The sequence below is a fragment of the Mycobacterium sp. HUMS_12744610 genome (genome assembly GCF_041206865.1).
GTDB classification, from domain to species: Bacteria; Actinomycetota; Actinomycetes; order Mycobacteriales; family Mycobacteriaceae; genus Mycobacterium; species Mycobacterium servetii.
Genome location: NZ_JBGEDP010000001.1, coordinates 699,163 through 720,203, shown reverse-complemented (window position 1 = coordinate 720,203; position 21,041 = coordinate 699,163). Strand labels below are relative to the sequence as shown.

The 21,041-nt window shown below is 69.9% G+C and carries 21 protein-coding genes and 1 pseudogene; 9 read left to right on the top strand and 13 right to left on the bottom strand.

The genetic code is table 11. From position 1 onward, the window contains the following. Positions 1-132: 132 nt before the first annotated feature. Entirely contained in the window at positions 133-1,059 is a 927-nt protein-coding gene (gene mshD / locus AB8998_RS03665; RefSeq protein WP_369736874.1) for a mycothiol synthase, read from the bottom strand. Next, complete coding sequence (locus AB8998_RS03660; RefSeq protein ID WP_369736873.1) at positions 1,056-1,826, bottom strand: winged helix-turn-helix transcriptional regulator; 771 nt, start codon at positions 1,824-1,826, stop codon at positions 1,056-1,058. Before AB8998_RS03660 ends, mshD begins: the two co-directional genes overlap by 4 nt. Before the next feature lie 202 nt (positions 1,827-2,028). On the opposite strand from AB8998_RS03660, the gene lmeA reads away from it, so the two are divergent. From lmeA to AB8998_RS03645, 3 genes are all read left to right on the top strand, one after another. After that, complete coding sequence (gene lmeA, locus AB8998_RS03655; protein WP_369736872.1) at positions 2,029-2,841, top strand: mannan chain length control protein LmeA; 813 nt, start codon at positions 2,029-2,031, stop codon at positions 2,839-2,841. Between the two features lie 10 nt (positions 2,842-2,851). Beyond that, the gene (locus AB8998_RS03650; protein WP_369736871.1) at positions 2,852-3,274 is read left to right on the top strand and encodes a TlpA family protein disulfide reductase; all 423 of its coding nucleotides are present in this window, start codon (positions 2,852-2,854) and stop codon (positions 3,272-3,274) included. Positions 3,275-3,608: 334 nt separating this feature from the next. Then, positions 3,609-4,217: a heme-binding beta-barrel domain-containing protein gene (locus AB8998_RS03645; RefSeq protein WP_369741415.1), complete on the top strand. Its 609-nt coding sequence runs from the start codon at positions 3,609-3,611 to the stop codon at positions 4,215-4,217. A gap of 268 nt (positions 4,218-4,485) precedes the next feature. Here AB8998_RS03645 and AB8998_RS03640 read toward each other — a convergent pair whose 3' ends face one another. The 3 genes from AB8998_RS03640 to AB8998_RS03630 all read right to left on the bottom strand — a co-directional run bounded on the left by AB8998_RS03640 (position 4,486) and on the right by AB8998_RS03630 (position 6,401). Next, positions 4,486-5,349 carry an aminodeoxychorismate lyase gene (locus AB8998_RS03640; protein WP_369741414.1) on the bottom strand — a complete coding sequence of 288 codons (864 nt, stop codon included), beginning with the start codon at positions 5,347-5,349 and terminating at the stop codon, positions 4,486-4,488. 82 nt (positions 5,350-5,431) lie between these two features. Continuing rightward, positions 5,432-5,998 (bottom strand): hypothetical protein, encoded by a 567-nt coding sequence (locus tag AB8998_RS03635; protein WP_369736870.1) that lies wholly within the window; start codon positions 5,996-5,998, stop codon positions 5,432-5,434. A gap of 49 nt (positions 5,999-6,047) precedes the next feature. Further along, positions 6,048-6,401 carry a hypothetical protein gene (locus AB8998_RS03630; RefSeq protein WP_369736869.1) on the bottom strand — a complete coding sequence of 118 codons (354 nt, stop codon included), beginning with the start codon at positions 6,399-6,401 and terminating at the stop codon, positions 6,048-6,050. A gap of 220 nt (positions 6,402-6,621) precedes the next feature. Between AB8998_RS03630 and csoR the strand changes: the two genes are divergently transcribed. The 3 genes from csoR to AB8998_RS03615 all read left to right on the top strand — a co-directional run bounded on the left by csoR (position 6,622) and on the right by AB8998_RS03615 (position 8,626). Beyond that, on the top strand, positions 6,622-6,981 hold the full coding sequence (gene csoR / locus AB8998_RS03625) for a copper-sensing transcriptional repressor CsoR (protein ID WP_369741413.1): 360 nt from the start codon (positions 6,622-6,624) through the stop codon (positions 6,979-6,981). A 198-nt stretch (positions 6,982-7,179) separates the two neighbouring features. Then, complete coding sequence (gene ygfZ, locus AB8998_RS03620; protein WP_369736868.1) at positions 7,180-8,295, top strand: CAF17-like 4Fe-4S cluster assembly/insertion protein YgfZ; 1,116 nt, start codon at positions 7,180-7,182, stop codon at positions 8,293-8,295. A 145-nt stretch (positions 8,296-8,440) separates the two neighbouring features. Next, the gene (locus tag AB8998_RS03615) at positions 8,441-8,626 is read left to right on the top strand and encodes a DUF3073 domain-containing protein (RefSeq protein WP_369736867.1); all 186 of its coding nucleotides are present in this window, start codon (positions 8,441-8,443) and stop codon (positions 8,624-8,626) included. 77 nt (positions 8,627-8,703) lie between these two features. On the opposite strand, the gene purM is transcribed toward AB8998_RS03615, so the two are convergent. From purM to AB8998_RS03600, 3 genes are all read right to left on the bottom strand, one after another. Then, entirely contained in the window at positions 8,704-9,795 is a 1,092-nt protein-coding gene (purM, locus tag AB8998_RS03610; protein WP_369736866.1) for a phosphoribosylformylglycinamidine cyclo-ligase, read from the bottom strand. Positions 9,796-9,865: 70 nt separating this feature from the next. After that, entirely contained in the window at positions 9,866-11,413 is a 1,548-nt protein-coding gene (gene purF, locus AB8998_RS03605) for an amidophosphoribosyltransferase (RefSeq protein WP_369736865.1), read from the bottom strand. Between the two features lie 135 nt (positions 11,414-11,548). After that, the gene (locus AB8998_RS03600; RefSeq protein ID WP_369736864.1) at positions 11,549-11,938 is read right to left on the bottom strand and encodes a sterol carrier family protein; all 390 of its coding nucleotides are present in this window, start codon (positions 11,936-11,938) and stop codon (positions 11,549-11,551) included. 250 nt (positions 11,939-12,188) lie between these two features. Here AB8998_RS03600 and AB8998_RS03595 point away from each other — a divergent pair, with 250 nt between their 5' ends. After that, the gene (locus tag AB8998_RS03595; protein WP_369736863.1) at positions 12,189-13,787 is read left to right on the top strand and encodes a stealth family protein; all 1,599 of its coding nucleotides are present in this window, start codon (positions 12,189-12,191) and stop codon (positions 13,785-13,787) included. On the opposite strand, the gene AB8998_RS03590 is transcribed toward AB8998_RS03595, so the two are convergent. From AB8998_RS03590 to purL, 3 genes are all read right to left on the bottom strand, one after another. After that, complete coding sequence (locus tag AB8998_RS03590; RefSeq protein WP_369736862.1) at positions 13,732-14,685, bottom strand: 3',5'-cyclic adenosine monophosphate phosphodiesterase CpdA; 954 nt, start codon at positions 14,683-14,685, stop codon at positions 13,732-13,734. The two genes, AB8998_RS03595 and AB8998_RS03590, sit on opposite strands and share 56 nt — an antisense overlap. 71 nt (positions 14,686-14,756) lie before the next feature. After that, positions 14,757-15,404, bottom strand: coding sequence for an Rv0804 family intramembrane glutamic endopeptidase (locus tag AB8998_RS03585; RefSeq protein WP_369736861.1), 648 nt, complete (start codon positions 15,402-15,404; stop codon positions 14,757-14,759). Further along, complete coding sequence (purL, locus tag AB8998_RS03580) at positions 15,397-17,703, bottom strand: phosphoribosylformylglycinamidine synthase subunit PurL (RefSeq protein WP_369736860.1); 2,307 nt, start codon at positions 17,701-17,703, stop codon at positions 15,397-15,399. Before purL ends, AB8998_RS03585 begins: the two co-directional genes overlap by 8 nt. Positions 17,704-17,718: 15 nt before the next feature. Between purL and AB8998_RS03575 the strand changes: the two genes are divergently transcribed. After that, complete coding sequence (locus AB8998_RS03575; RefSeq protein WP_369736859.1) at positions 17,719-17,859, top strand: hypothetical protein; 141 nt, start codon at positions 17,719-17,721, stop codon at positions 17,857-17,859. A gap of 72 nt (positions 17,860-17,931) precedes the next feature. Here the strand turns inward: AB8998_RS03575 and AB8998_RS03570 are convergent. Beyond that, positions 17,932-19,006, bottom strand: a pseudogene (locus AB8998_RS03570) (phosphotransferase). A gap of 93 nt (positions 19,007-19,099) precedes the next feature. Here AB8998_RS03570 and AB8998_RS03565 point away from each other — a divergent pair. Next, complete coding sequence (locus tag AB8998_RS03565) at positions 19,100-19,699, top strand: TetR/AcrR family transcriptional regulator (protein WP_369736858.1); 600 nt, start codon at positions 19,100-19,102, stop codon at positions 19,697-19,699. Here the strand turns inward: AB8998_RS03565 and AB8998_RS03560 are convergent. Then, the gene (locus AB8998_RS03560) at positions 19,696-20,964 is read right to left on the bottom strand and encodes a M18 family aminopeptidase (RefSeq protein WP_369736857.1); all 1,269 of its coding nucleotides are present in this window, start codon (positions 20,962-20,964) and stop codon (positions 19,696-19,698) included. The genes AB8998_RS03565 and AB8998_RS03560 overlap by 4 nt on opposite strands. Positions 20,965-21,041: the final 77 nt, after the last annotated feature.

Below are 21,041 nucleotides of genomic sequence, written 5' to 3'. Positions count from 1 at the left end.
GCCTGGACATGCTCGAGCGCAGGTTGCTGAGCCAAAGCGAAACTATGCGCCGGCGCGGGCCGAAAGAACCGACCGCGCGGTGAATCTGCAATGAACAGTCGGGCACCACGCCACTGCTGCCCGCGATTCCGCTCAGCCGGCGGTAGGCGGGGCCGCGTAGGCGGTGTCGACGCTGTACCGGGTGAATCCCAGGCGTTCGTAGGTCCGCACCGCGGCGACGTTGTCCGACTCCACGTAGAGCATCACGGTCGGGTCGGCCGCACCTGCCAGTCGGTGTGCCAGCGACTCGATGCCGATGGCCGTCAGCAACTGCCCGATGCCGCGGCGCTGTGCCGCCGGGTCGACGCCCACAACGTAGACCTCACCCAGGCCGGGCTGGTCCGGATGCACTTTGGTCCAGTGGAAACCCACCAGACGCCCGGCCTGGTCGCTGTTCGAGTCGCCGAACGCCAGGAACAGCCCCGCCGGGTCGAACCACGGTTCGGTGCGCCGCTCGGAGAGGTCGGCGTCGGTCCACCCCCCCTGTTCGGGATGCTCGGCGAACGCGGCGTTGTTGACCCGCAGCAGTTCGGCGTCGTCGCCCGGGCCCGCGTAGGTCCGGATACGCATCCCGCCGACGGGTTCCACCGGGGGGATGTCGCGCAGCGAGCGCCGCATCTGGACGAGTTCCCGCACGGCGACCAGGTTCAGCGCGGACGCGGTCGCCCGGGCCGCTTCCAGGGTGCCGTGGGCCCAGAACCGGTTGCCTGCGTCGGTCTTTGCCATCGCCGCCCGACTCATCGCCGCCCCGATTCCGCCCCGGCGGGCCTGCGGGTGCACCACGAGTTCGGCCATCCCGGCCTCGCCGTCGCGTGGCGGACTGAGGTTGAGGTAGCCGACGATCGCATTGTCGGACGAGTCGGAGACCAGGAGGTGCTCGGTGCGGTCGTGGCCGAGTTCGCGCAGCACCTGTTCGCCGACGGGTGCGACACCATCGAATTCTGTTGCCGCCGAGACCAATTGGCGCACCAGCCGCTGTTCGTCGGTGGTCAGCTCGGAGCGCCAGTCCGAGGGGCTCACTGAGTGCGCGCGGGGTCGACGAGTGAGCCCGGCAGGTCCTCGGAGTCGGACGCGGCGTCCCCGGAGCCGTCGGAGTCGGTGATGGGCGTCCGGCCGCGGGCGGGCCTGACGGCCTTGTAGCCGACGTTGCGGACGGTGCCGATCAGCGCCTCGTGTTCGGGACCGAGCTTGGCCCGCAGCCGGCGCACGTGCACGTCGACGGTGCGGGTGCCGCCGAAGAAGTCGTAACCCCACACCTCGTGCAGCAGTTGTGCGCGGGTGAACACCCGGCCGGCATGCTGGGCCAGGTATTTGAGCAACTCGAACTCCTTGTAGGTGAGGTCGAGCGGCCGGCCCCGCAGCCGCGCGGTGTAGGTGCCTTCGTCGATCACCAACTCGCCGAGGCTCACCTTGCCCGCGCTCTCCTGTTCGGCCAGGCCGCCGCGGCGCCCGACCACCAGCCGCAGCCGGGCGTCGATCTCGGCGGGACCGGTGCCGGGCAGCAGGATCTCGTCGAGCCCCCAGTCGGCGCTGACCGCCACCAGGCCGCCTTCGGTCACCACGGCCACCACGGGGGCCGATCGGCCCGCCGTGTTCAAGAGGCGGCAAAGCCCGCGCGCGGAGGACAGGTCGGTGCGCGCGTCGACCAGCACGGCGTCCGCCGTTCCGGCCTCCAGCAGGGACGATGGTTCCGGTGGGGCCGTCCGCACGGTGTGGGGAAGCAGCGACAACGACGGCAGGACGGTGTCGGGATGCAGCTCCGAGGTCAGCAGTAGTAGCTCCAACAAGCCCCTCCGACTCGTGGGAAAGGCAGATCCCAATTCGGGACGCAACGTCGCGTTAGTTGCCAGGTCATCTAACGATAACGTGCCACCTGGTCTTTGGCTTAGTGATCGAGCGCGCCGACATGCAGTGTGACCAACCGCTCGGGGCAGCCGGGGGACCGCAGGACGGACCTCGCGGCAAACGCGGCGCCGCCTCGGCCACAATATGCGGGTGCGGAAGGTTCTGATCGGTGCGACGGCCGCGGTGGTCGCCGTGGCCGTGGTGGCCGCTGGCGCCGTCGGCGTCGACTACGGAACGAGCATCTACGCCGAGTACCGGCTGTCGACGACCGTGCGCAAAGTGGCCAAGCTGGGCTCGGACCCGTTCGTGGCCATCCTGGCCTTCCCGTTCATCCCCCAGGCGATGCACCGGCATTACAACGAGCTTGAGATCAAGGCCAACGCGGTCGACCACGCGATGACCGGCAAGGCCACCCTCGAGGCCACCATGCACTCGATCGATCTGACCTACGCGTCATGGCTGATCAGGCCCGATGCGAAGCTCCCCGTGGGCGAGCTGGAGAGCCGCATCATCATCGACTCCATGCACCTGGGCCGCTACCTGGGCATGAGCGACCTGATGGTCGACGCGCCCCCCAGGGAAACCAACGATGCGACCGGTGGGACCACCGAATCCGGTATCTCCGGCAGCCACGGCCTGGTGTTCACCGGCACGCCGAAATCGGCCGGCTTCGATCACCGGGTCAGCGTCTCGGTCGATCTGTCGATCGCCCCCGACGACCAGGCGACCCTGGTGTTCACGCCGACCGGGGTGCTCACCGGACCGGACACGGCGAATCAACCGGTTCCGGATGACAAGCGCGAGGCGGTGCTGCACGCGTTCAGCACCACGCTGCCCGGCCAGCGGCTGCCGTTCGGTGTGGCGCCGCAAACCGTCGGGGCGCGCGGTTCGGACGTCATCATCGAGGGCATCAGCTATTCAGTGACCATCACCCTGGAAGAATTCAGGCAATCGTGACCCGGCGCCTGTGACCACCGTTCTCGTCGCGATCGCGGCCGCGGCCGTCGTGGCCACGCCGGCAGGCTGGTTGCTGACCCGGCGCGCGGGACGGATCAGGCAGATCCGCCCGGGCTCGGCGCGGCACGAGGCCGTCGACCTCGCCAACCTGGGTCTGTCCCGCGATGGGCCGGCCGTCGTCCACTTCAGCGCCCCGTGGTGCGGACCGTGCGACCGGGTTCGCACGGTGGTCGGCCAGGTTTGCGACGACCTGGGCGGCGTCGCCCACCTCGAGATCGACCTGGACGCCGACCCGGCCGCCGCCCACCGCTTCGCGGTGCTGTCGCTGCCCACCACGTTGATCTTCGACGCCGAAGGGCGACAGAGATACCGGACCTCGGGCGTGCCAACGGCCTCCGATCTGCGTTGCGCGCTGGAACCGCTGTTGGCCTGACGGCCGGGCCGTCGGCGGCGCCGTGATCGCACCGTCGGCGCCGACTGTGATCTCACGGCTTTCGGGGTGTACACAGGGCGCGCATCCTCGGCGTGCCGCCGCCCAGGGTTCACCCCCGATGCGGGAAGGGGAGGCGGGAGGGGCCGCGGCCCGCGCCGTCGGCGAATAGACTCGTCTGCGTGGTGCTGTTCTTCGAGATTGTGCTGGTGCTGGCGGTCGTGGTCATTTCCTGGTTCGCGCTGTACACGCTGTACCGGCTGATCACTGACGAGTCGTGACCTCCTCTGACGACGACGCTGACGGCGCGGGCGGTGCGGCCTTCGGCGACCGCACCATGGCGGCCGCTACCGAACGCGCCAAGGTGACCTCGGCGCGCAACATCCCGGCGTTCGACGATCTGCCGCTTCCGGCCGACACCGCGAACCTGCGGGAAGGCGCAAACCTCAACGACGCACTCCTGGCGTTGCTGCCACTGGTCGGTGTGTGGCGCGGGGAGGGCGAAGGCCGCGCGCAAGACGGGGACTACCGGTTCGGCCAGCAGATCGTGGTCTCGCACGACGGCGGCGACTACCTGAATTGGGAGGCCCGATCCTGGCGGCTCAGCGAGGCGGGCGCCTACCAGGAACGCGGATTGCGCGAGACGGGGTTCTGGCGCTTCGTCAACGACCCCGACGATCCCAGCGAGTCGCAGGCCATCGAGTTGCTGCTGGCTCATTCCGCCGGTTATGTCGAGCTGTTCTACGGGCGGCCGCGCAACCAGTCGTCGTGGGAATTGGTGACCGATGCCCTGGCACGCAGTCGGTCCGGGGTGCTCGTCGGTGGCGCCAAGCGGCTCTACGGCATCGTCGAGGGCGGCGACTTGGCCTACGTCGAGGAACGGGTGGACGCCGACGGCGGGCTGGTGCCGCATCTGTCGGCGCGCCTGTCGCGGTTTGCCGGATAGCGCCGCGCTTCGGGACCTCACCGAGTCCGGACATGGAGCGGCCCCCGAGCAAAGCTCCTGGCTGGACAACACCGGATGCTCGGGGGCCGGGTGACTGCGGGGAATTCGCCAGCGCGCATTGGCCACCAGCTCTTCTCTGCCGAGCCAACGCTGCTAGCGCGCAGCCACCTCACATGTCCATGAAGCTATCAATTTCGCGGACCACCTCCTTTCCTGTGTACGGCCGACCGTACCTGCAAATCGGCAAGCCGACAACACAATTCACTTCTCAGCGATCGCTGGTGACGGCCGCGTCGATCAGGGCGGCGAATTCCGCGGCCATCGCGGGCCGCGGCAGCGGGCGGCCGTCGAGGGTGTGCACCCGCGCGGCCAGAGTCATGCTCGACACCAGCCAAATACCCTGCGCAGCATGGAGATCGGCGATGCGTAACGCGCGGTAGTCGCAGTCGTATCCCTTGGACCGGGCCACCTCGAACAGTGCTTGTTGGGTGGTGCCCCGCAGGATCGGATACCAGGGCGGCGGTGTCAGCAGGCAAGGATCTTCCGCATCGGAGTCCGTGGCGATGACCACAGTCGAACGCGGTCCTTCCAGGACGTAACCGTCGGAGCTGACGAACACGACGTCACCGGCGCCCTGCCGGGCCGCGTGACGCAGTGCGGCCATGTTGATCGCGTACGACAGCGTCTTGGCGCCGGCCAGCAGCCAGGGCATCGCGTCGACACCGAGGGCGGGCAATCCGCGATCGAGCGTGATCGCCGCCAGGCCGTCGCGCCGCACGGCCGCGACACGTTCCGGGACGCTGTCGACCATCACGTAGGCGGTGGGCGCCGGGCCGCTCTCGCGGCCGCGGCTGTAGATCAGGCGCAACGCGCCCTCGCCGTCGGTGTCTGCCACCCACCGGCGGGTGGCCACGTCGATGGCGCTCCGCCAGCTCGCGAGGTCCGGCGGCGGCAGGTCCAGCATCCTGGCCGACTGGGTCAGCCGCTGTAGGTGCGATTCGATCAGACAGGCTCTGCCGTGGCGGATCAACAGCGTCTCGAAGACGCCGTCACCGCGGACCGCCGCGAGATCGTCGGCGTACAACAGCGGAGTCCCGGGGGGATGGACGTTGCCGTCCAGCGTGACGATCACACCCGCCTGGCCCGTCATGGAGAAGCAGCCTAGTGGCGATCGCAAGCGCGGCGAAGCCGGGCGCAGCGGGTCGACACGGCGATCAGTGCATGCCAGGGCCCATCATGCCGGGACCCATCATCCCGCAGCCCATCATCCCGCGCATCGCCGCCGGCATGCCGTCGCGCACAAAGCCGGTGACCTCCTGCGCGTGCGCGCGGATGGCGTCGGTGAGCGCGGGGTCATCGGAGGTTTCCTCGACTGTTACCCCGGTCGGGGTGATCGTCAGCCGGCGGCGATAGCCGTTCGCGTGCTTGAACAGGGTCGGCAGACTGTCGCTCATGCACATGACCTCGATGCCCTGGTCGAGCTGGGTGTACATGCTCGACACATGAGCCTGAAGTTGCGCGGCGAGATCCGGGGAGGCCGACTGCGTGGTGGTTCGCACGCCGCCGGGTATGTCCTCGACGGTACGAGTTATCTCGTTGTGCCGGTGGAACATCTGGGCGTAGCGCCTCATGTCCGCTGGGCCGGCCATGCACCCGTCGTGGTCGGCGAGCCGGATTCGGGGTGCAGGCCACGCGCTCGCGCCCCGCAACGCAAAGCCGACGACGGCCGCGCCGCCGGCTCCCAGCGCGGCGAGCGCCGCGCGCCGTCTCACCGCCGCCATCGGGGACTCCGCAGCGGCTGAAAGGGGGTCATCGGCGTCGCCCTCCGGGTTATGGGCGAGAGGTGGGAGTAGGGGTCGCGGGCGACGTCGGCGGGCCGCTCAGCCCGCCGGGCCCCATCATCCCGCCCGGGCTCATCGGACCGCCGGGGCCCATCATCCCGCCGGGCGCCCCCGGGCCCATCCGGACCCAGCCGTCGCGGTGCGACCCATAGTGACCACCGGAGCTCCAGCCCAGGAAGAAGCCCGAAAAGAAGACCACCGCGACGACGAACAGGATCCCGGCGACGATGCCCACCCACATCAAGGCCTGACTGAGACGGCTCGGTCCGGATGGGGCGTCGTAACGCGGAGACTCCGCGGCGGGCGCGGTACCGGGCACGCTCGGTTGGGGTGATTCAGCCATGTCGATCTTGCCCTTCGGATTGACGCATGTTGGCGCGGCAGCCGACCCCGGCCACCGGCGCCTCGGACACGTCCGCCAAGTTACCCCGCCCGGGTGGGGTGGGCTAGGGTGAGTATGATCAGGCAGCTTTCGGACCGTCGGCGCGTCGATTGCGGGGATTCGGCCGACTAAATCTCCGCTCCACCCAGGTGGGGTGGAGCAACGGGACTTGGTGGTGGATGTGAGCGAAGAACTGTCGTCGAAGAAGCGCGCCGCGCTGAACCGCCTCAAGACGGTCCGGGGGCACCTCGACGGCATCATCCGGATGCTGGAATCCGACGCGTACTGCGTGGACGTGATGAAACAGATCTCGGCGGTTCAGTCCTCGCTGGAGCGCGCTAACCGTGTGATGCTGCATAACCATTTGGAGACCTGCTTCTCGGCGGCCGTTCGCGACGGCCGCGGGCATGCGGCCATCGACGAGCTGATCGACGCGGTCAAGTTCACTCCTGCGCTCACGGGCCCACAGGCCCAGCTGGGCGGTGCGGCGGTTGGCGAACACAGCGACGACGAGCCCGCGGCTACCGCGAGCACGGTTTGACGACGACCTGCCGTGGCGGCCGGGACTGCGCCGGGCCGCGGTCCCGCGGGTAACGATCACGAACGGAGCGTTCGAAACGACGGCGCGGCAGGGGCTGTCGGCGACGACTTTGTCCACGGTGGTGACCGGTGTGGTGGGCCTCGCGCATACGAGCGGCGCCGACACGTCCGGGGAGCCCGCAGTCCGTAGAGTTGACGTGTGAGCGACACGGCGAGGGCAAGATCGGCGCACCCGACCGCGGTCCCCGCACCTGACGGTGGGCCCGACGCGGGCGCGCCCTGGCACTACGGTGACCCGCTGGGCGAGCAGCGCGCGGCGGCGACCGACGCGGTCCTGGTGGACCGCTCGCACCGAGCCGTGCTCGTCCTGACCGGCGGTGACCGGCAGAGTTGGCTGCACAGCATCTCCACCCAGCACGTCAGCGACCTTCCTGAGGGCGCCAGCACGCAGAACCTCAGCCTCGACGGTCAGGGTCGCGTCGAAGACCACTGGATTCAGACCGAACTGGGCGGCTCCACCTACCTCGACACCGAACCGTGGCGGGGCGAACCGCTGCTGGGCTACCTGCGCAGGATGGTGTTCTGGTCCGACGTGACACCGGACAGCGCGGACCTGGCCGTGCTGTCGCTGCTCGGGCCGCGGCTCGCCGACGCGGCCGTGCTCGACGCCCTGGGCCTGGATGCCCTGCCCGCCGAGATGATCGCCGCGCCGCTCGCCGGCGGCGGATTCGTGCGACGCATGCCCAGCGCCGTGGCCGGCTCCGTCGAACTGGATGTGCTGGTGCCGCGCGGCGATGCGGCCGACTGGCAACAGCGCCTGGCCCGGGCGGGCGTGCGCGCGGCCGGGGTGTGGGCCTATGAGGCGCACCGGGTCGCGGCGCTGCGGCCCCGCCTCGGGGTCGACACCGACGAGCGCACCATTCCCCACGAGGTGGGCTGGATTGGTGGGGCCGTCCATCTGAACAAGGGTTGCTATCGCGGGCAGGAGACCGTCGCGCGGGTGCACAACCTCGGTAAGCCGCCGCGAATGCTGGTGTTACTGCACCTCGACGGGTCGGTGGACCGGCCCGCGACCGCCGACGCGGTCCTGGCCGGCGGTCGGGCCGTGGGACGCCTCGGCACCGTCGTCGAGCACGTGGACCTCGGCCCGGTGGCGCTGGCCCTGCTCAAGCGCGGGCTGCCGCCCGAGATCGAGTTGGCGACGGGGCCGGAGGCCGGGGTTGCTGCGTCGATCGATGCCGATTCTCTGCCGTCCGCCGACCAGATCGGTGCGGGCCGGCTGGCCGTTGAACGATTGCGGGGCGGTGCGCGATGATGGGCGATGACGTCCGCCACAGCGGGCGGGGGCGCCGACGCCAGACCAGTGGGCACGGTAAACTGTCGGCAGGACAATAACGACACCAGAGATCGGAGCCGCCTACTTGTTAGGCCGCTCCGTTATTGCGCGAGGGGGTTCCCCCATGGGCCGCGGCCGGGCTAAGGCAAAGCAGACCAAGGTTGCTCGAGAACTGAAGTACAGCTCTCCGCAGACCGACTTCCAGCGGCTTCAGCGCGAGTTGTCGGGAACGGGTGCCGACATCGACTCCGCCGAACTGGACGACGGCCCCGACAGTTCGTGGGACGCCGAGGAAGACTGGCGCCACTAGGACGTGCACTTCCCCGTGCCGGTGCGCTCCGCATCGGCACGGTTTCTCTACTTTGAGGCTTCTCTAGCTTGCGGTCTTCAGAATCTCGGGTGTTGACCGACCAGTTTTGCCCGCGGACCGTCCTTGCCCTTGCACACGGTGCCCAAGACCCAGCAGTCCAGGTGCCGCGCGGTCAAGATGGCCAACGCGCGGTCGGTGTCTTCCGGGGCCACGACCGCGATCATGCCGACCCCCATGTTGAACGTCTTCTCCATCTCCTCGCGGTCGACACGGCCGCGCTGGGCGATCATCGCGAACACCGGAGCCGGCGTCCACGTGCCCCGGTCGACCTCGGCGACCAGCCCGTGCGGGATGACCCGCTGTAGGTTACCGGCGAGCCCGCCGCCGGTGACGTGACAGAACGTGCGGACCTGGGTCTCGGCGGCCAGGGCAAGGCAGTCCCTGGCGTAGATGCGGGTGGGCTCGAGCAGTTCTTCGCCCAACGTGCGGCCGAACTCCTCCACGTGACCGGCGAGCGGCATTCGGTCGATCTCGAGCAGCACCGCACGGGCCAGCGAGTATCCGTTGGAATGCAGGCCGGACGAGCCCAGGGCGATGATGACGTCGCCGGGCTTGACCCGGTCGGGGCCCAGCACGTCGTCGGCCTCGACCACGCCGACGCCGGTCGCCGAGATGTCGTAGTGGTCGGGCTCCATGAGGCCGGGATGCTCCGCCGTCTCCCCTCCCAGCAACGCGCAACCCGCGCGGACGCACCCCTCGGCGATGCCGCCGACGATCGCGGCCAGGCGCTCCGGCACGGTCCGCCCGACGGCGATGTAGTCCTGCAGGAACAGCGGTTCCGCACCACACACCACCAGGTCGTCGACTACCATCGCGACCAGGTCCAGGCCGACGGTGTCGTGCTTGTCCATCGCCTGGGCCACCGCCAGCTTGGTGCCGACGCCGTCGGTGGACGCCGCCAGCACGGGCTCGCGGTAGTCGCCGCGCAGCGCGAACAGCCCGGCGAATCCGCCCAGGCCGCCGCGCACCTCCGGTCTGGTCGCCTTGGTCGCCAGCGGCTTGAACAAGTCGACGGCGCGATCACCGGCTTCTATGTCCACGCCCGCAGACGCGTAGGTAATGCCCTGACTGCCCGGCTCTCGTCCGGGGCTTTTTCCGGGATCCGTCATCGCGATAAAGGCTACCGGGCGGCAGCGACCGCCGGTATCAAACGTCTTCGCAGCGCCGACGAGCCCCGCGTCAGCAGCCGATCGGCACTTCCCCGGCAGCGGTCCCGGTGGCGGTACCCTCCAACCCCGCCCCGCGCGCCGCGTTGGCCAGCATGTGCTCGACAACGTTTTTGCCCAGCGCCGTCTCGCCCGGCAGCGCGATCGGATACCTGCCGTCGAAACAGGCGGTGCACAACCGGGACGCGGGCTGCTCGGACGCCGCGACCAGCCCACGCAGCGAGATGTACCCCAGCGTGTCGGCCCCGATGGCATGCCGAACCGCCTCGAGCATCTCCTCTTTGTCCTCGACGGCATTGGCGATCAACTCCGCCGGCGACGGAAAGTCGATGCCGTAGAAGCAGGGCCACTTCACCGGCGGCGAGGCGATGCGGACGTGCACCTCGAGGGCACCGGCCTCGCGCAGCATCCGCAGCAGCGCACGCTGGGTATTACCCCGCACGATCGAGTCATCGACGACGATGAGCCGCTTGCCGCGGATCACCTCTTTGAGCGGGTTCAGCTTGAGCCGGATGCCGAGCTGACGGATCGTCTGGGAGGGCTGGATGAAGGTGCGCCCGACGTAGGCGTTCTTCATCAGGCCCTGACCGTAGGGAATGCCGGACTCCTGCGCGTACCCGACCGCGGCGGGCGTGCCGGATTCGGGCACCCCGATCACCAGGTCGGCCTCGACGGGGCATTCCCGGGCCAGTCGGCGGCCGATCTCCACGCGGGTCGCGTGCACGGACCGGCCGGCCAGCGTGCTGTCGGGCCGGGCCAGGTAGACGTACTCGAAGATGCAGCCCTTGGGGGTGGGGTTGGCGAACCGTGTCGAGCGCACCCCGTCGGCGTCGATGGCCAGCAGTTCCCCCGGTTCGATGTCACGGACGAACGAGGCGCCGACGATGTCGAGCGCGGCCGTCTCCGAGGCCACCACCCAGCCGCGATCCAACCGTCCGAGCGAAAGCGGGCGCACCCCGTGCGGGTCGCGGCACGCGTAGAGGGTGTTCTCGTCCATGAACGTCAGGCAGAAGGCGCCACGCACCGTCGGCAGCAGCTCCAGCGCGGCCTGTTCCAGGGTGGAATCGGCCGCGCCGTGCGCCAGGAGCGCGCCCAGGATGTCGGAATCCGTCGTCGCCGGGGCGGGAGCGCGGCGGGCGATCAGACCCGCGTCGCGGGCCCGCGCGGCCAGCTCGGCGGTGTTGACCAGGTTTCCGTTGTGCCCCAACGCGACTCCCGTGCCGGCCGCGGTGTTGCGGAAGACCGGCTGGGCGTTTTCCCAGGTGGTGTCCCCGGTGGTGGAATAGCGGCAGTGCCCGATGGCGACGTGGCCGTGCATTGCCGCCAGCGTCTGCTCGTCGAAGACCTGGCTGACCAAGCCGAGATCTTTGAAGACCAGCACCTGGGATCCGTCGGCGACCGCGATGCCCGCGGCTTCCTGCCCGCGATGCTGCAGCGCGTAAAGGCCGTAGTAGGTGAGCTTGGCGACCTCTTCGCCCGGGGCCCAGACCCCGAATACACCACACTCTTCACGGGGCGAGTTGAAGTCCTGCTCGGGTGCATCTGCTCCAGCGACGGTCACGTTCGGCGGCTCCCGGAGAACGGTGGGTGACGAAACGGAGTCTACGGGCACACCGCCCGCAGCGCCGAATCGCACAGCGTGTTGAGCGCCGAAAATTCCCCGCCTTTACCCTAAACGTGCAGTTCAGAGTTATGTTCAGCCGACACCGAACAGGGGCAACCAGTGCTCGATCTCACCCGCTCGCGAACCTGACAACGTCAGCATCCCGGCGGTCCTGGCCTCATCCAGCCCCAGCAACCCGGTGGCCAGCAGGAGCCAGGTCCGCGCGTCGGTTTCCACGACGTTGGGCGGGGTGCCGCGGGTATGGCGGGGCCCGGCGACACACTGCACCGCGACGAACGGCGGGATACGGACCTCGACGCTGGCGCCCGGCGCCACGGCGGCCAGGGTGCGCGCGGTGAGGCGCACCGCCGTCGCCAGCGCATCCCGGTCGGGGGACGGATGGGACGCGTCGCGCAACCAGTCCGCGACGGCTAGCACCGCGGCCCGGGCGACGGCCGGGTCTGCTTTGTCACGGGCGGGCACACCCAAGGTTCTCAAAGCGGAGCGCGGCGCCGCGCGGGACCCGACGCGAAACCCAACGACGCGTGACGCGGCCGCGACGGCCGTGTTGCCGGCAGGTGTCCGAAAGTTCACTAAATCGCCTGTCTTGCAGTGGTTTCGGCTTGACGGCACCATGGACGTTACCGGTACGGACTGGGCATGCCCGCACCCGCACCGGCCGCGGAGCGCGAGGCTTTCCGCTTCCGCGGTGGCTGATTGAACGGGGTGTCCGATGGCCAAATCCGATCCGAGCGAGGGCGGTCGCACCGCCCGCCGGGCCCCGGCGCCCCTCGTGGTGACCCGGCGGGGAAAGATCGCCCGGCTCGAATCCAGCCTGACCCCCCACGAGGCACAGGTCGAGGATCTGGTGTTCATCCGAAAGGTCTTGAGCAAGGCCGGCATTGGCTTCCTGCTGATCCGTGACCACAAGGGCCGGCCGATCCTCGCGGTCGACATCGAACAGCGCCCGGCGGTCGAGCGCGCGTTGGTGGCGTCATGTGCGGCCGAGCCCATGTACGCCAAGACGGTCGACAAAAAGGGGCTGGCGCCCGTCCTCGTCGCCGGAGGCCGGCTCTCCGCGCTGCCCGATCCGCGTCTCGTGCGGCTGTATCGGCGACGGATCGCCCCCGGGGGTCTGCGGTACGGGCCCGCGTTCGGCGTGGAGATCCAGTTCTGGGTGTACGAGGACACCGTGATCCGCTGCCCGGTGGAGAACTCCCTGACGCGAACCTTGTTGCCACGGAGCGAGGTCCGGCCGGCGACCGTCAAACTCTACGGCTACAAGTGGCCGACCATCGCGGGAATGTTCGCCGCGCACGCAAGCGACGTCACCTTCGACATCGACATGGTGTTCTCCTGGGTGGAGGGCAGCGACCCCGAGTTCCGCGCGCGACGCGACGCGCAGATGCCGCGGTACCTGGTGGGCGAGGGCGACGAAGCCGAAGCGCGCATTCGTCAGATCGACGAGCTGAAATACGCGCTGCGGTCGGTCAACATGTTCGCGCCGTGGGTGCGTCGGATCTTCATCGCGACGGATTCCCGCCCGCCGGAGTGGCTGGCCGACCATCCGAAGATCTCCATCGTGCGCGCCGAGGAGCATTTCTCGGACCCCGCCGCGTTACCGACCTACAGCTCGCATGCGGTGGAAAGCCAGCTGCACAACATCGCGGAGCTCAGCGAGCACTTCCTGTACTCCAACGACGACATGTTCTTCGGCCGGCCGGTCAAAGCGACCATGTTCTTCTCCCCGGGCGGCGTCACAAGGTTCATCGAGGCCACGACGCGCATCGGGATCGGCGACAACGACCCCACCCGCAGCGGGTTCGAGAACGCCGCCCGGGTGAACCGGCGGTTGATCTTCGAGCGATTCGGCCAGGTCATCACCCGCCATCTGGAGCACACCGCCGTCCCGCTGCGCAAAAGCGTGCTGCGGGAGATGGAACGCGAATTCCCGGAGGACTTCGCCCGCACCCAGGCCAGCCAGTTCCGGTCCAGCACCGACATCTCGGTGACCAACTCGTTCTACCACTACTACGCGCTGATGACCGGGCGCGCCGTCCAGCAGGAAAAGGCCAAAGTTCTCTACGTCGACACCACCAGCCGGGCCGGCCTCGACCTGCTTCCCGTGCTGCGCAGGAAGCGCAACCACGACTTCTTCTGCCTCAACGACGGCAGTTTCCCCGAGGTCTCGGCGGAGGAGCGGGCCGAGCGGGTCGTCGACTTCCTCGAGCGCTACTTCCCCATCCCCGCGCCCTGGGAGAAGGTGTCGGCCGACGTCAGTCAACCGGGGTTCGCCGAGCCGATGACGCTAACGCCCTCGGAGGGTGGCTGAACAGCGAATCCCGCCGGGACGGCTCGATGAACAGGCCGCTGTCGGTGATCTTGCGGCGCGCCTCCGCCGGAGAGACGAAGGTGCCCACCGTCTCTCCGCCGCCGAGCGGGATCACCGAGTGCACGACGGTGTCCTGGTAGACGTGCACCACATTGCAGGCCTGGGCGCCGTCTCTGCCGCGGGTTCCGCCGGCGGCGACCGTCAGGTCCTGCGTGTAGCAGGTGGCCGAAGCCACGGACACCGGGATGCCCACAAAAGTCGCGTTCGTCGAATAGTGCAGGTGCCCGGCCAGGATCGCGCGGACATCGCTTCCGCGCAGCACCCGCCCGAGGGCGGCCTGGTCGCGCAGTTCCACCGTGACCGCCAGGTCCAGGACGCTGGGAATCGGCGGGTGGTGCAGGGCGAGGATGCTGCCGTGCGGCGCGGGTGCGTCCAACTGTGCTGCGAGCCAAGCCAATTGGGAGGCACTGATCTCCCCGTGGTGATGGCCGGGAACCGACGTGTCCAGCGTGATGACGCGCAGCCCGTCGATCATGCAGACGCGGTCCAGCGGTGCCATCGACGGCGCTTCGTCGAGCAGCGCGCTGCGCAAGGCGGACCGGTCGTCGTGGTTGCCCATCACCCAGACGAGCTCGGCGCCCAGCTCGGCCGCGAAGGGCTCCACCGCGTCGCGCAGTTTGCGGTAGGCCGCGGGCTCGCCCTTGTCGGTCAGGTCTCCGGTGACGACGATCGCGTCGGGCCGCAGCCGCGCCTGGGTCAGCTGCTCGAGCAGCTCCCCCAGCCGGCCGTCCGCGTCGACCGCCCCGTACAGGGACCCCTGCGCAATGAGATGGGTGTCGCTGATGTGCAAGAGAATGAAATCCGGCCGCGGGTGTTCCGCGGCCCTGAGTCTGTGCACCGGGGTGCCAACCCTCTCGTGTATCGGTTTCCTCGTCAAGCCTCACCCGAGTATACGGCCGTGAGCGCGCGCTACCGGGATGATCGTTTCCAGCGATCTCGCCGGACGAGCAGGGCCGCGATGGCACCCGCCTCGTTGACGGCGAGGTGGGCCAGCATGGGCGCCGCCAGGCTGCCGGACCGGTCGGCGAGCCAGCCGAAGGCCCAGCCCCCGATTGCGGTGGCCAGCACGGTGACGGCCACCGGTTCGCCCGTCGCGCGCGCGTCCGCGATGTGGAAGAGCCCGAACGCGCCGGCCTGCAGCAGGCGTCCCCCGGCGGCATCGCCGGGGCCGCGCGACCCGAGCCGGGCCAGCGCCGCGCGGAAGGCCGCCTCCTCGGCCCAGACCGTGCCGAGGGGGATCCGCAGCAACAGCCAGGCCGGTGTCGACGCCGGCAGCCGACGCGCGGCCATGGAATCCCGCACCGGCGCGATCGCGGTCGTCCCGGCGATCGCGACCGCCGCGGCCGCGCCCGCCGCCGATCCCCACCGCAACCCCGTCCATAGCCGCGGCGGGCGCAGGCCCAGCGGCGCACGGGTCAGCCGAACCAGCAGCGCGCCCACACCGGCCTGCACGACAACCCGCCACGCGGCCGGAAACCGCGGGGTGAGGAAGCCCCAGCCGACCAGGGCGGCGGCCAGAAACAACACCTCTGGGCAGCGAAAATGCCTCTCACGCATCGCTTTCCGCCGGTGACGCCCCTCCGAAGAAGCGCGGCAGCACCGAGGCGGACGTTTCGCGCAGCTCGGCCAGGGTCACCGTGAACAGGCCCTGAACCTCCAGAGCGTCCGACCCCTGGTCGACGACCCCGATGCGGATCGCGGGCAAACCCCGCGCTTCGCACATCGACCGAAAGCGGCTCTCCTCGGTGCGCGGCACCGCGACCAGCGCCCGGCCCGCCGACTCGGAGAACAGCGTCACGAAAGGATCGGTGCCCTCGGGAAGCACTATGCGACAACCGGTTTCACCCGCCAGCGCCGCCTCCACGACGGCCTGGGCCAGCCCGCCCTCGGACAGGTCGTGCGCCGCCGACACCAGCCCGTCACGTGAGCCCGCCCGCAGCACCTCGGCCAGCAGCCTCTCCCGCGCCAGGTCCACCGCCGGCGGCAGCCCACCGAGATGGTCGGCAGTCACCTGCGCCCAGATGGATCCGTCGAACTCGTCGCGCGTGTCGCCCAGCAGCAGCAGGATCTCCCCCGGTTCGGTGCCCAGCCCGGTGGGGATGCGCCGGGCGACGTCGTCGATGACGCCGAGCACCCCGACGACCGGCGTCGGCAGGATCGCCACGGATCCGGTCTGGTTGTAGAAGCTGACGTTGCCCCCGGTCACCGGAATACCAAGGGCGGCACAGCCGTCGGCCAGGCCGCGCACCGCCTGCGCGAACTGCCACATCACCCCGGGGTCCTCGGGGGACCCGAAGTTGAGGCAGTTGGTCACCGCGACCGGGGTGGCGCCGGTCACCGCGACGTTGCGGTAGGCCTCGGCCAGCGCGAGCTGGGCTCCGGTGTACGGATCGAGCAGCGTGTAACGCCCCGACGCGTCGGTCGAGACCGCGATGCCGCGGCCGGTGGCTTCGTCGACGCGCAACATGCCACCGTCGGCGTGCTCGGCCAGCACGGTGTTGCCGCGCACGTAGCGGTCGTACTGCTCGGTGATGAACCCGCGGCTGCACAGATGCGGGCTGCCCAGTAGCGCAAGCAAAGTCTCCCGCAGCTCGGCCCCGCTGGCGGGTCGCGGCAGCCGGTCCGAGCGGTCGGCGTTCAGGGCGTCCTGCGAATCGGGACGTGCGACCGGCCGCTGATACACCGGGCCTTCGTGCGCGACGGTGCGCGGGGGCACGTCGACGACGGTCTCGCCGCACCAGGTGATCCGCAACCGGTCGCCCTCGGTCACCTCGCCGATCACCGTGGCCAGCACGTCCCACTTGCGGCACACCGCCATGAAGGCGTCCACGTTCTCCGGAGCGACGACCGCGCACATCCGCTCCTGGGATTCGCTGCACAGCACCTCGGCGGGCGTCATCTCCTTGGCGCGCAGCGGGACGTTGTCGAGCTGCACCGACATCCCGCCATCGCCGGCTGACGCTAATTCTGATGTAGCACAAGCCAATCCGGCACCACCGAGGTCCTGGATGCCGATCACCAGCTTCCCCGCGTAGAGCTCGAGGCAGCACTCGATGAGCACTTTCTCCATGAACGGGTCGCCCACCTGGACCGACGGCAGCTTCTTGCGAGATCCGGCGGCGTCGAACGTGTCCGACGCCAGCACCGACACCCCACCGATGCCGTCCAGACCGGTCCGTGCGCCGAACAGGATGATCTTGTTGCCGGCACCCGAGGCGAACGCCAGATGCAGGTCCTCCTGGCGTAATACGCCGACGCACAGCGCGTTGACCAACGGGTTGCCCGCGTAGCACGCGTCGAAGACGGTCTCGCCGCCGATGTTGGGCAGGCCCAGCGAGTTGCCGTAGCCCCCGATGCCGCGCACCACGCCGTCGAGCACGCGGCGCGTGTCGGGGGCGTCGGCGGCGCCGAACCGGAGCTGGTCCATCACCGCGACGGGTCGCGCGCCCATGGCCATGATGTCGCGCACGATGCCGCCGACACCGGTGGCCGCGCCCTGGTAGGGCTCGACGTAGGACGGGTGGTTGTGCGATTCCACCTTGAACGTGACCGCCCAGCCGTCGCCGATGTCGACGACACCGGCGTTCTCGCCGATGCCGGCCAGCATGCCGGCGCGCATCTCGTCGGTCGTGGTCTCGCCGAAGTAGCGCAGGTGCACCTTCGAGGACTTGTAGGAGCAGTGCTCGCTCCACATCACCGAGTACATCGCGAGCTCGGTGTCGGTGGGCCGCCGGCCCAGGATCTCGCGGATCCGCTGGTACTCGTCGTCTTTGAGGCCCAGCTCACCGAACGGTTGCGGTTGGTCGGGCGTGGTCGCGGCATGCGAGACGGTGTCGATCGACCCGGGGACGGTCACGCCGAACAGTCTAAGGTGACGCCGCCCTGGGCGCCCGGACGCGGTGGCGAAGGTTCGTGCCCCCGGCGCGGGGGTAGCGGCCCGGGAACCGAAAAGGCACCGAGGATGGAGAACTACCTCAAGGACGCCGAGGAGCTGCTGGCCAAGCGGCTCTGAGTCACGAGAGCGAGGGTGTGGCGGTGCGTGGGTGACTCGCCGGAGCGGCCCACGCGCCGCCGGCCCCGGCCGTCAGCCGGTGATCGCCGCCAGCGCCGACGCCGTCTCCAGGTCGCCGTAGGCGTGCGAATACCGTTGCGCCAGAGCGATGGCGATGTCGGGGCGCTGCCACAGTTCGCCGGCACTGGCGGTGCACAGCCACAGCGTCAGGCCGTGCGCCACCGACGCCCGGTACCGCAGCCAGATCTCGTCGGGGGTCGGCAGCTGTTCGCCCGGCAGGCCGAGCGCGTCGCGGTACTTTTCGAGCAGGTCGCGTTCGCTGCGGCGACGGTCCTCGACCGTCAGGGCACCCTGCAGGAAATAGCCCAGGTCGAGCGACCAGTTGCCGCGCCGGGCGACCTGCCAGTCCAGGAAGCCGACACGGTCGTCGGGCAGCACGTAGGTGTTGCCGATGTGCGGGTCGCCGTGCAACAGCGTTTGCGGCGAGGTGGTCAGCGTGCGGATGTAGGGCTTCCAGACCGATTCGATCAGTCCGTCGATGGTCAGCGAGGTCACCGCGGTGGGCGTGTCGGCGCTGAGGCGTTCGAGCGCGGCGGGCAGCGGGGCCATCTCCATGCCGTCCCACGGCAGGAACGGTTCCAGCCAGCTCAGGGCAGGTTCGCGCAGTACGCGTTCGCCCCAGTACCGGCCATGCATGCGGCCCAGGCCCCGCACGCCGTCCGCCGCCTGCTCCACGGTCATCGGCCTGGTCGCGTCGCGGGGGTCGGCGCCGCGGGCGGTGAGGTCTTCCATGACCATGACGAAGTCGTAGCCGGCCTCGTCGATGAGGGCGGTGTAGACGTGGGGATGCTCCAGCGGCAGCCGCACCCCGTAGGAGAACAGGCGGGGCTCGTGGAACATGCCGCTGGTCATCCGGATCATCTCTTTGTGGTCGGGATCGGCGGCCTTGACGAACACCGACGCGGGCCCGCTCCCGCTCCGGTAGCTCAGGCCGAGGCGGGGCGCGCCGGTTGGTGCCGTCGTCACGCACCTCGACGGTCACGGTGTCGACGACGGCGCCGGGATGGTCGGCGGCCAGCGCGGCCGATATCCACGCCGGGGTGATCTCGCCGAACTCGTTGGGAACCGACAATGACGTGGCACTCATGTGTGGCCTTTCTGTCCCGGATTAAGACACGATACGTGTCGTTTCCCAGAAATTCCCAGGACAGCCACCCGGCCGCCCGCATAGGCTGCGCATATGCCTGAGGAGCGGGCCGGCCGGCCACGGGACAGCCGACTGCACCACGCGATACTCGAGGCCACCCGCGCGCTGCTGACCACCGGCAGCTACGCCGATCTGTCGATGGAAAGCGTCGCGGCCCGCGCGGGGGTGGGCAAGAAGACGCTCTACCGGCGGTGGCCGTCGAAGGCCCCGATGGTCGCCGAGGCGGTGCTGGAGGCCTACGGCGGGTCGGGATCGTTTCCGGTCGCCCAGACCGAAGACGTCCGCGCCGACCTGCGGGCCTGGCTCGACGAGCACGCCGCGTTCCTGGCCGACCCGCCGAACGCCGCGTTGGTGCGGGCGCTCGTCGCCGCGGCGGCAGCGCGGCCGGCCGACGGCGAGGACCTCTACCGGCAGCTGAGCGCCCCGCAACTGGACGGGTTGACGACGCGGCTGAGCCGGGGCGTCGAGGACGGAGAACTCAAGGCGGACGCCGACCTGGACGCCGTCGCGGAGGCCTTGATCGGCATGCTGCTGTTACGGGCGCTGACCGGCGCCGGCGAGGAAGCCCCGCGCGGATTCGATGGACTGCTCGAGGCAGTCCTCAGCGGGGTCGCCACCAAGGCCCGGCACTAGTCCGGGCACAGGAACGCGCGCATCGCCGCCGCGTAGGCGGCCACGTCGTGCGCGCCCATCAGCTCGCGCGCGGAGTGCATCGCGAGCTGGGCCGCGCCGACGTCGACGGTCGGGATGCCCGTCCGGGCCGAGGCCAGCGGCCCGATCGTGGAACCGCACGGCAGGTCCGCCCGGTGCTCGTAGCGTTGCAGACCCACCCCGGCCTGCCGGCAGGCCAGCGCGAAGGCCGCGGCCGTGCGCCCGTCGGTGGCATAGCGCAGGTTCGGGTGCACCTTGAGGACCGGCCCGGCGTTGACCGCGATCGGGTGGCCGGGCTCGTGCCGTTCCGGGTAGTTGGGGTGGGTGGCATGCGCCATGTCCGCCGAGGCCAGCAGCGACGCCGGCAGTCGGCGCAGAAAGTCGTCGCGAGTGCCGCCGGCCGCGAGCACGATCCGTTCCAGGACGGTGCTCAGCAGGTTGGACTGCGCGCCGTGGTCCGAGGTCGAACCGACCTCCTCGTGGTCGAAGAGCACCAACACCGGCAGGAAGCCGCGCGGCGCCGAGCCCGGCTCGAAGGCCAGCAGCGCCTCCATGCCCGCATAGCAGCTGGCCAGGTTGTCCAGCCGGGGAGCGCTCAACAGATCGGCCTCGGCGCCGACCACCGTCGAGGGCGTCGGGTCGTGTGTCATCAGGTCGGCGGCCAGCACGTCGGACGCCGCCACCCCGGCGCGCTCGGCGACGTAGCCTACGAACGCTCCCGGCTGCCCGCCGACCCCCCATACCGCGTTGAGGTGTCGCTGCGGGTCCAGGGTCAGCGACTTGCGGTCCTCGGCCAGATGGATGGCCAGTTGGGGCACCCGCAGGAGTGGGTCGTCGATCCGGACGAGCCGGTGGCCGAGCCCAGTGCCGTCGCGGAACGTCAGGCGCCCGCTGATGCCGAGGTCGCGGTCCAGCCAGGAGTTGAGCCACGCTCCCCCGTAGGGCTCCAGCGCGACCACCCGCCAGCCGGCGACGAGCCGGTCGGGGTGCTGTTTGACCCGCAGGTTGGGGCTGTCGGTGTGGGCGCCGACGATGCGGAACGGGCCGTCGGCGCCCGCGGAGTTCCAGGCGACCAGTGACCCGGCCCGCACGGTGAAGTAGCGGCCGGGCCCATCCGGCCAGCGATCGGCCTCGGCGAGTTCGGTGTAGCCGGCGCCGCGCAGTCGCGCGGCCACCGTGGCGCAGGCGTGAAACGGCGACGGGGAGGCGTCGATGAAGTCGCAGAGGCCGCGCGCGCTGGCGGTCATCGTCCCGTCTGTTCGCTCACCGGACACGTCCACCATCATGGCTGCCGGCCCGGCGGCGTTCACGATAGGGTCAAAAG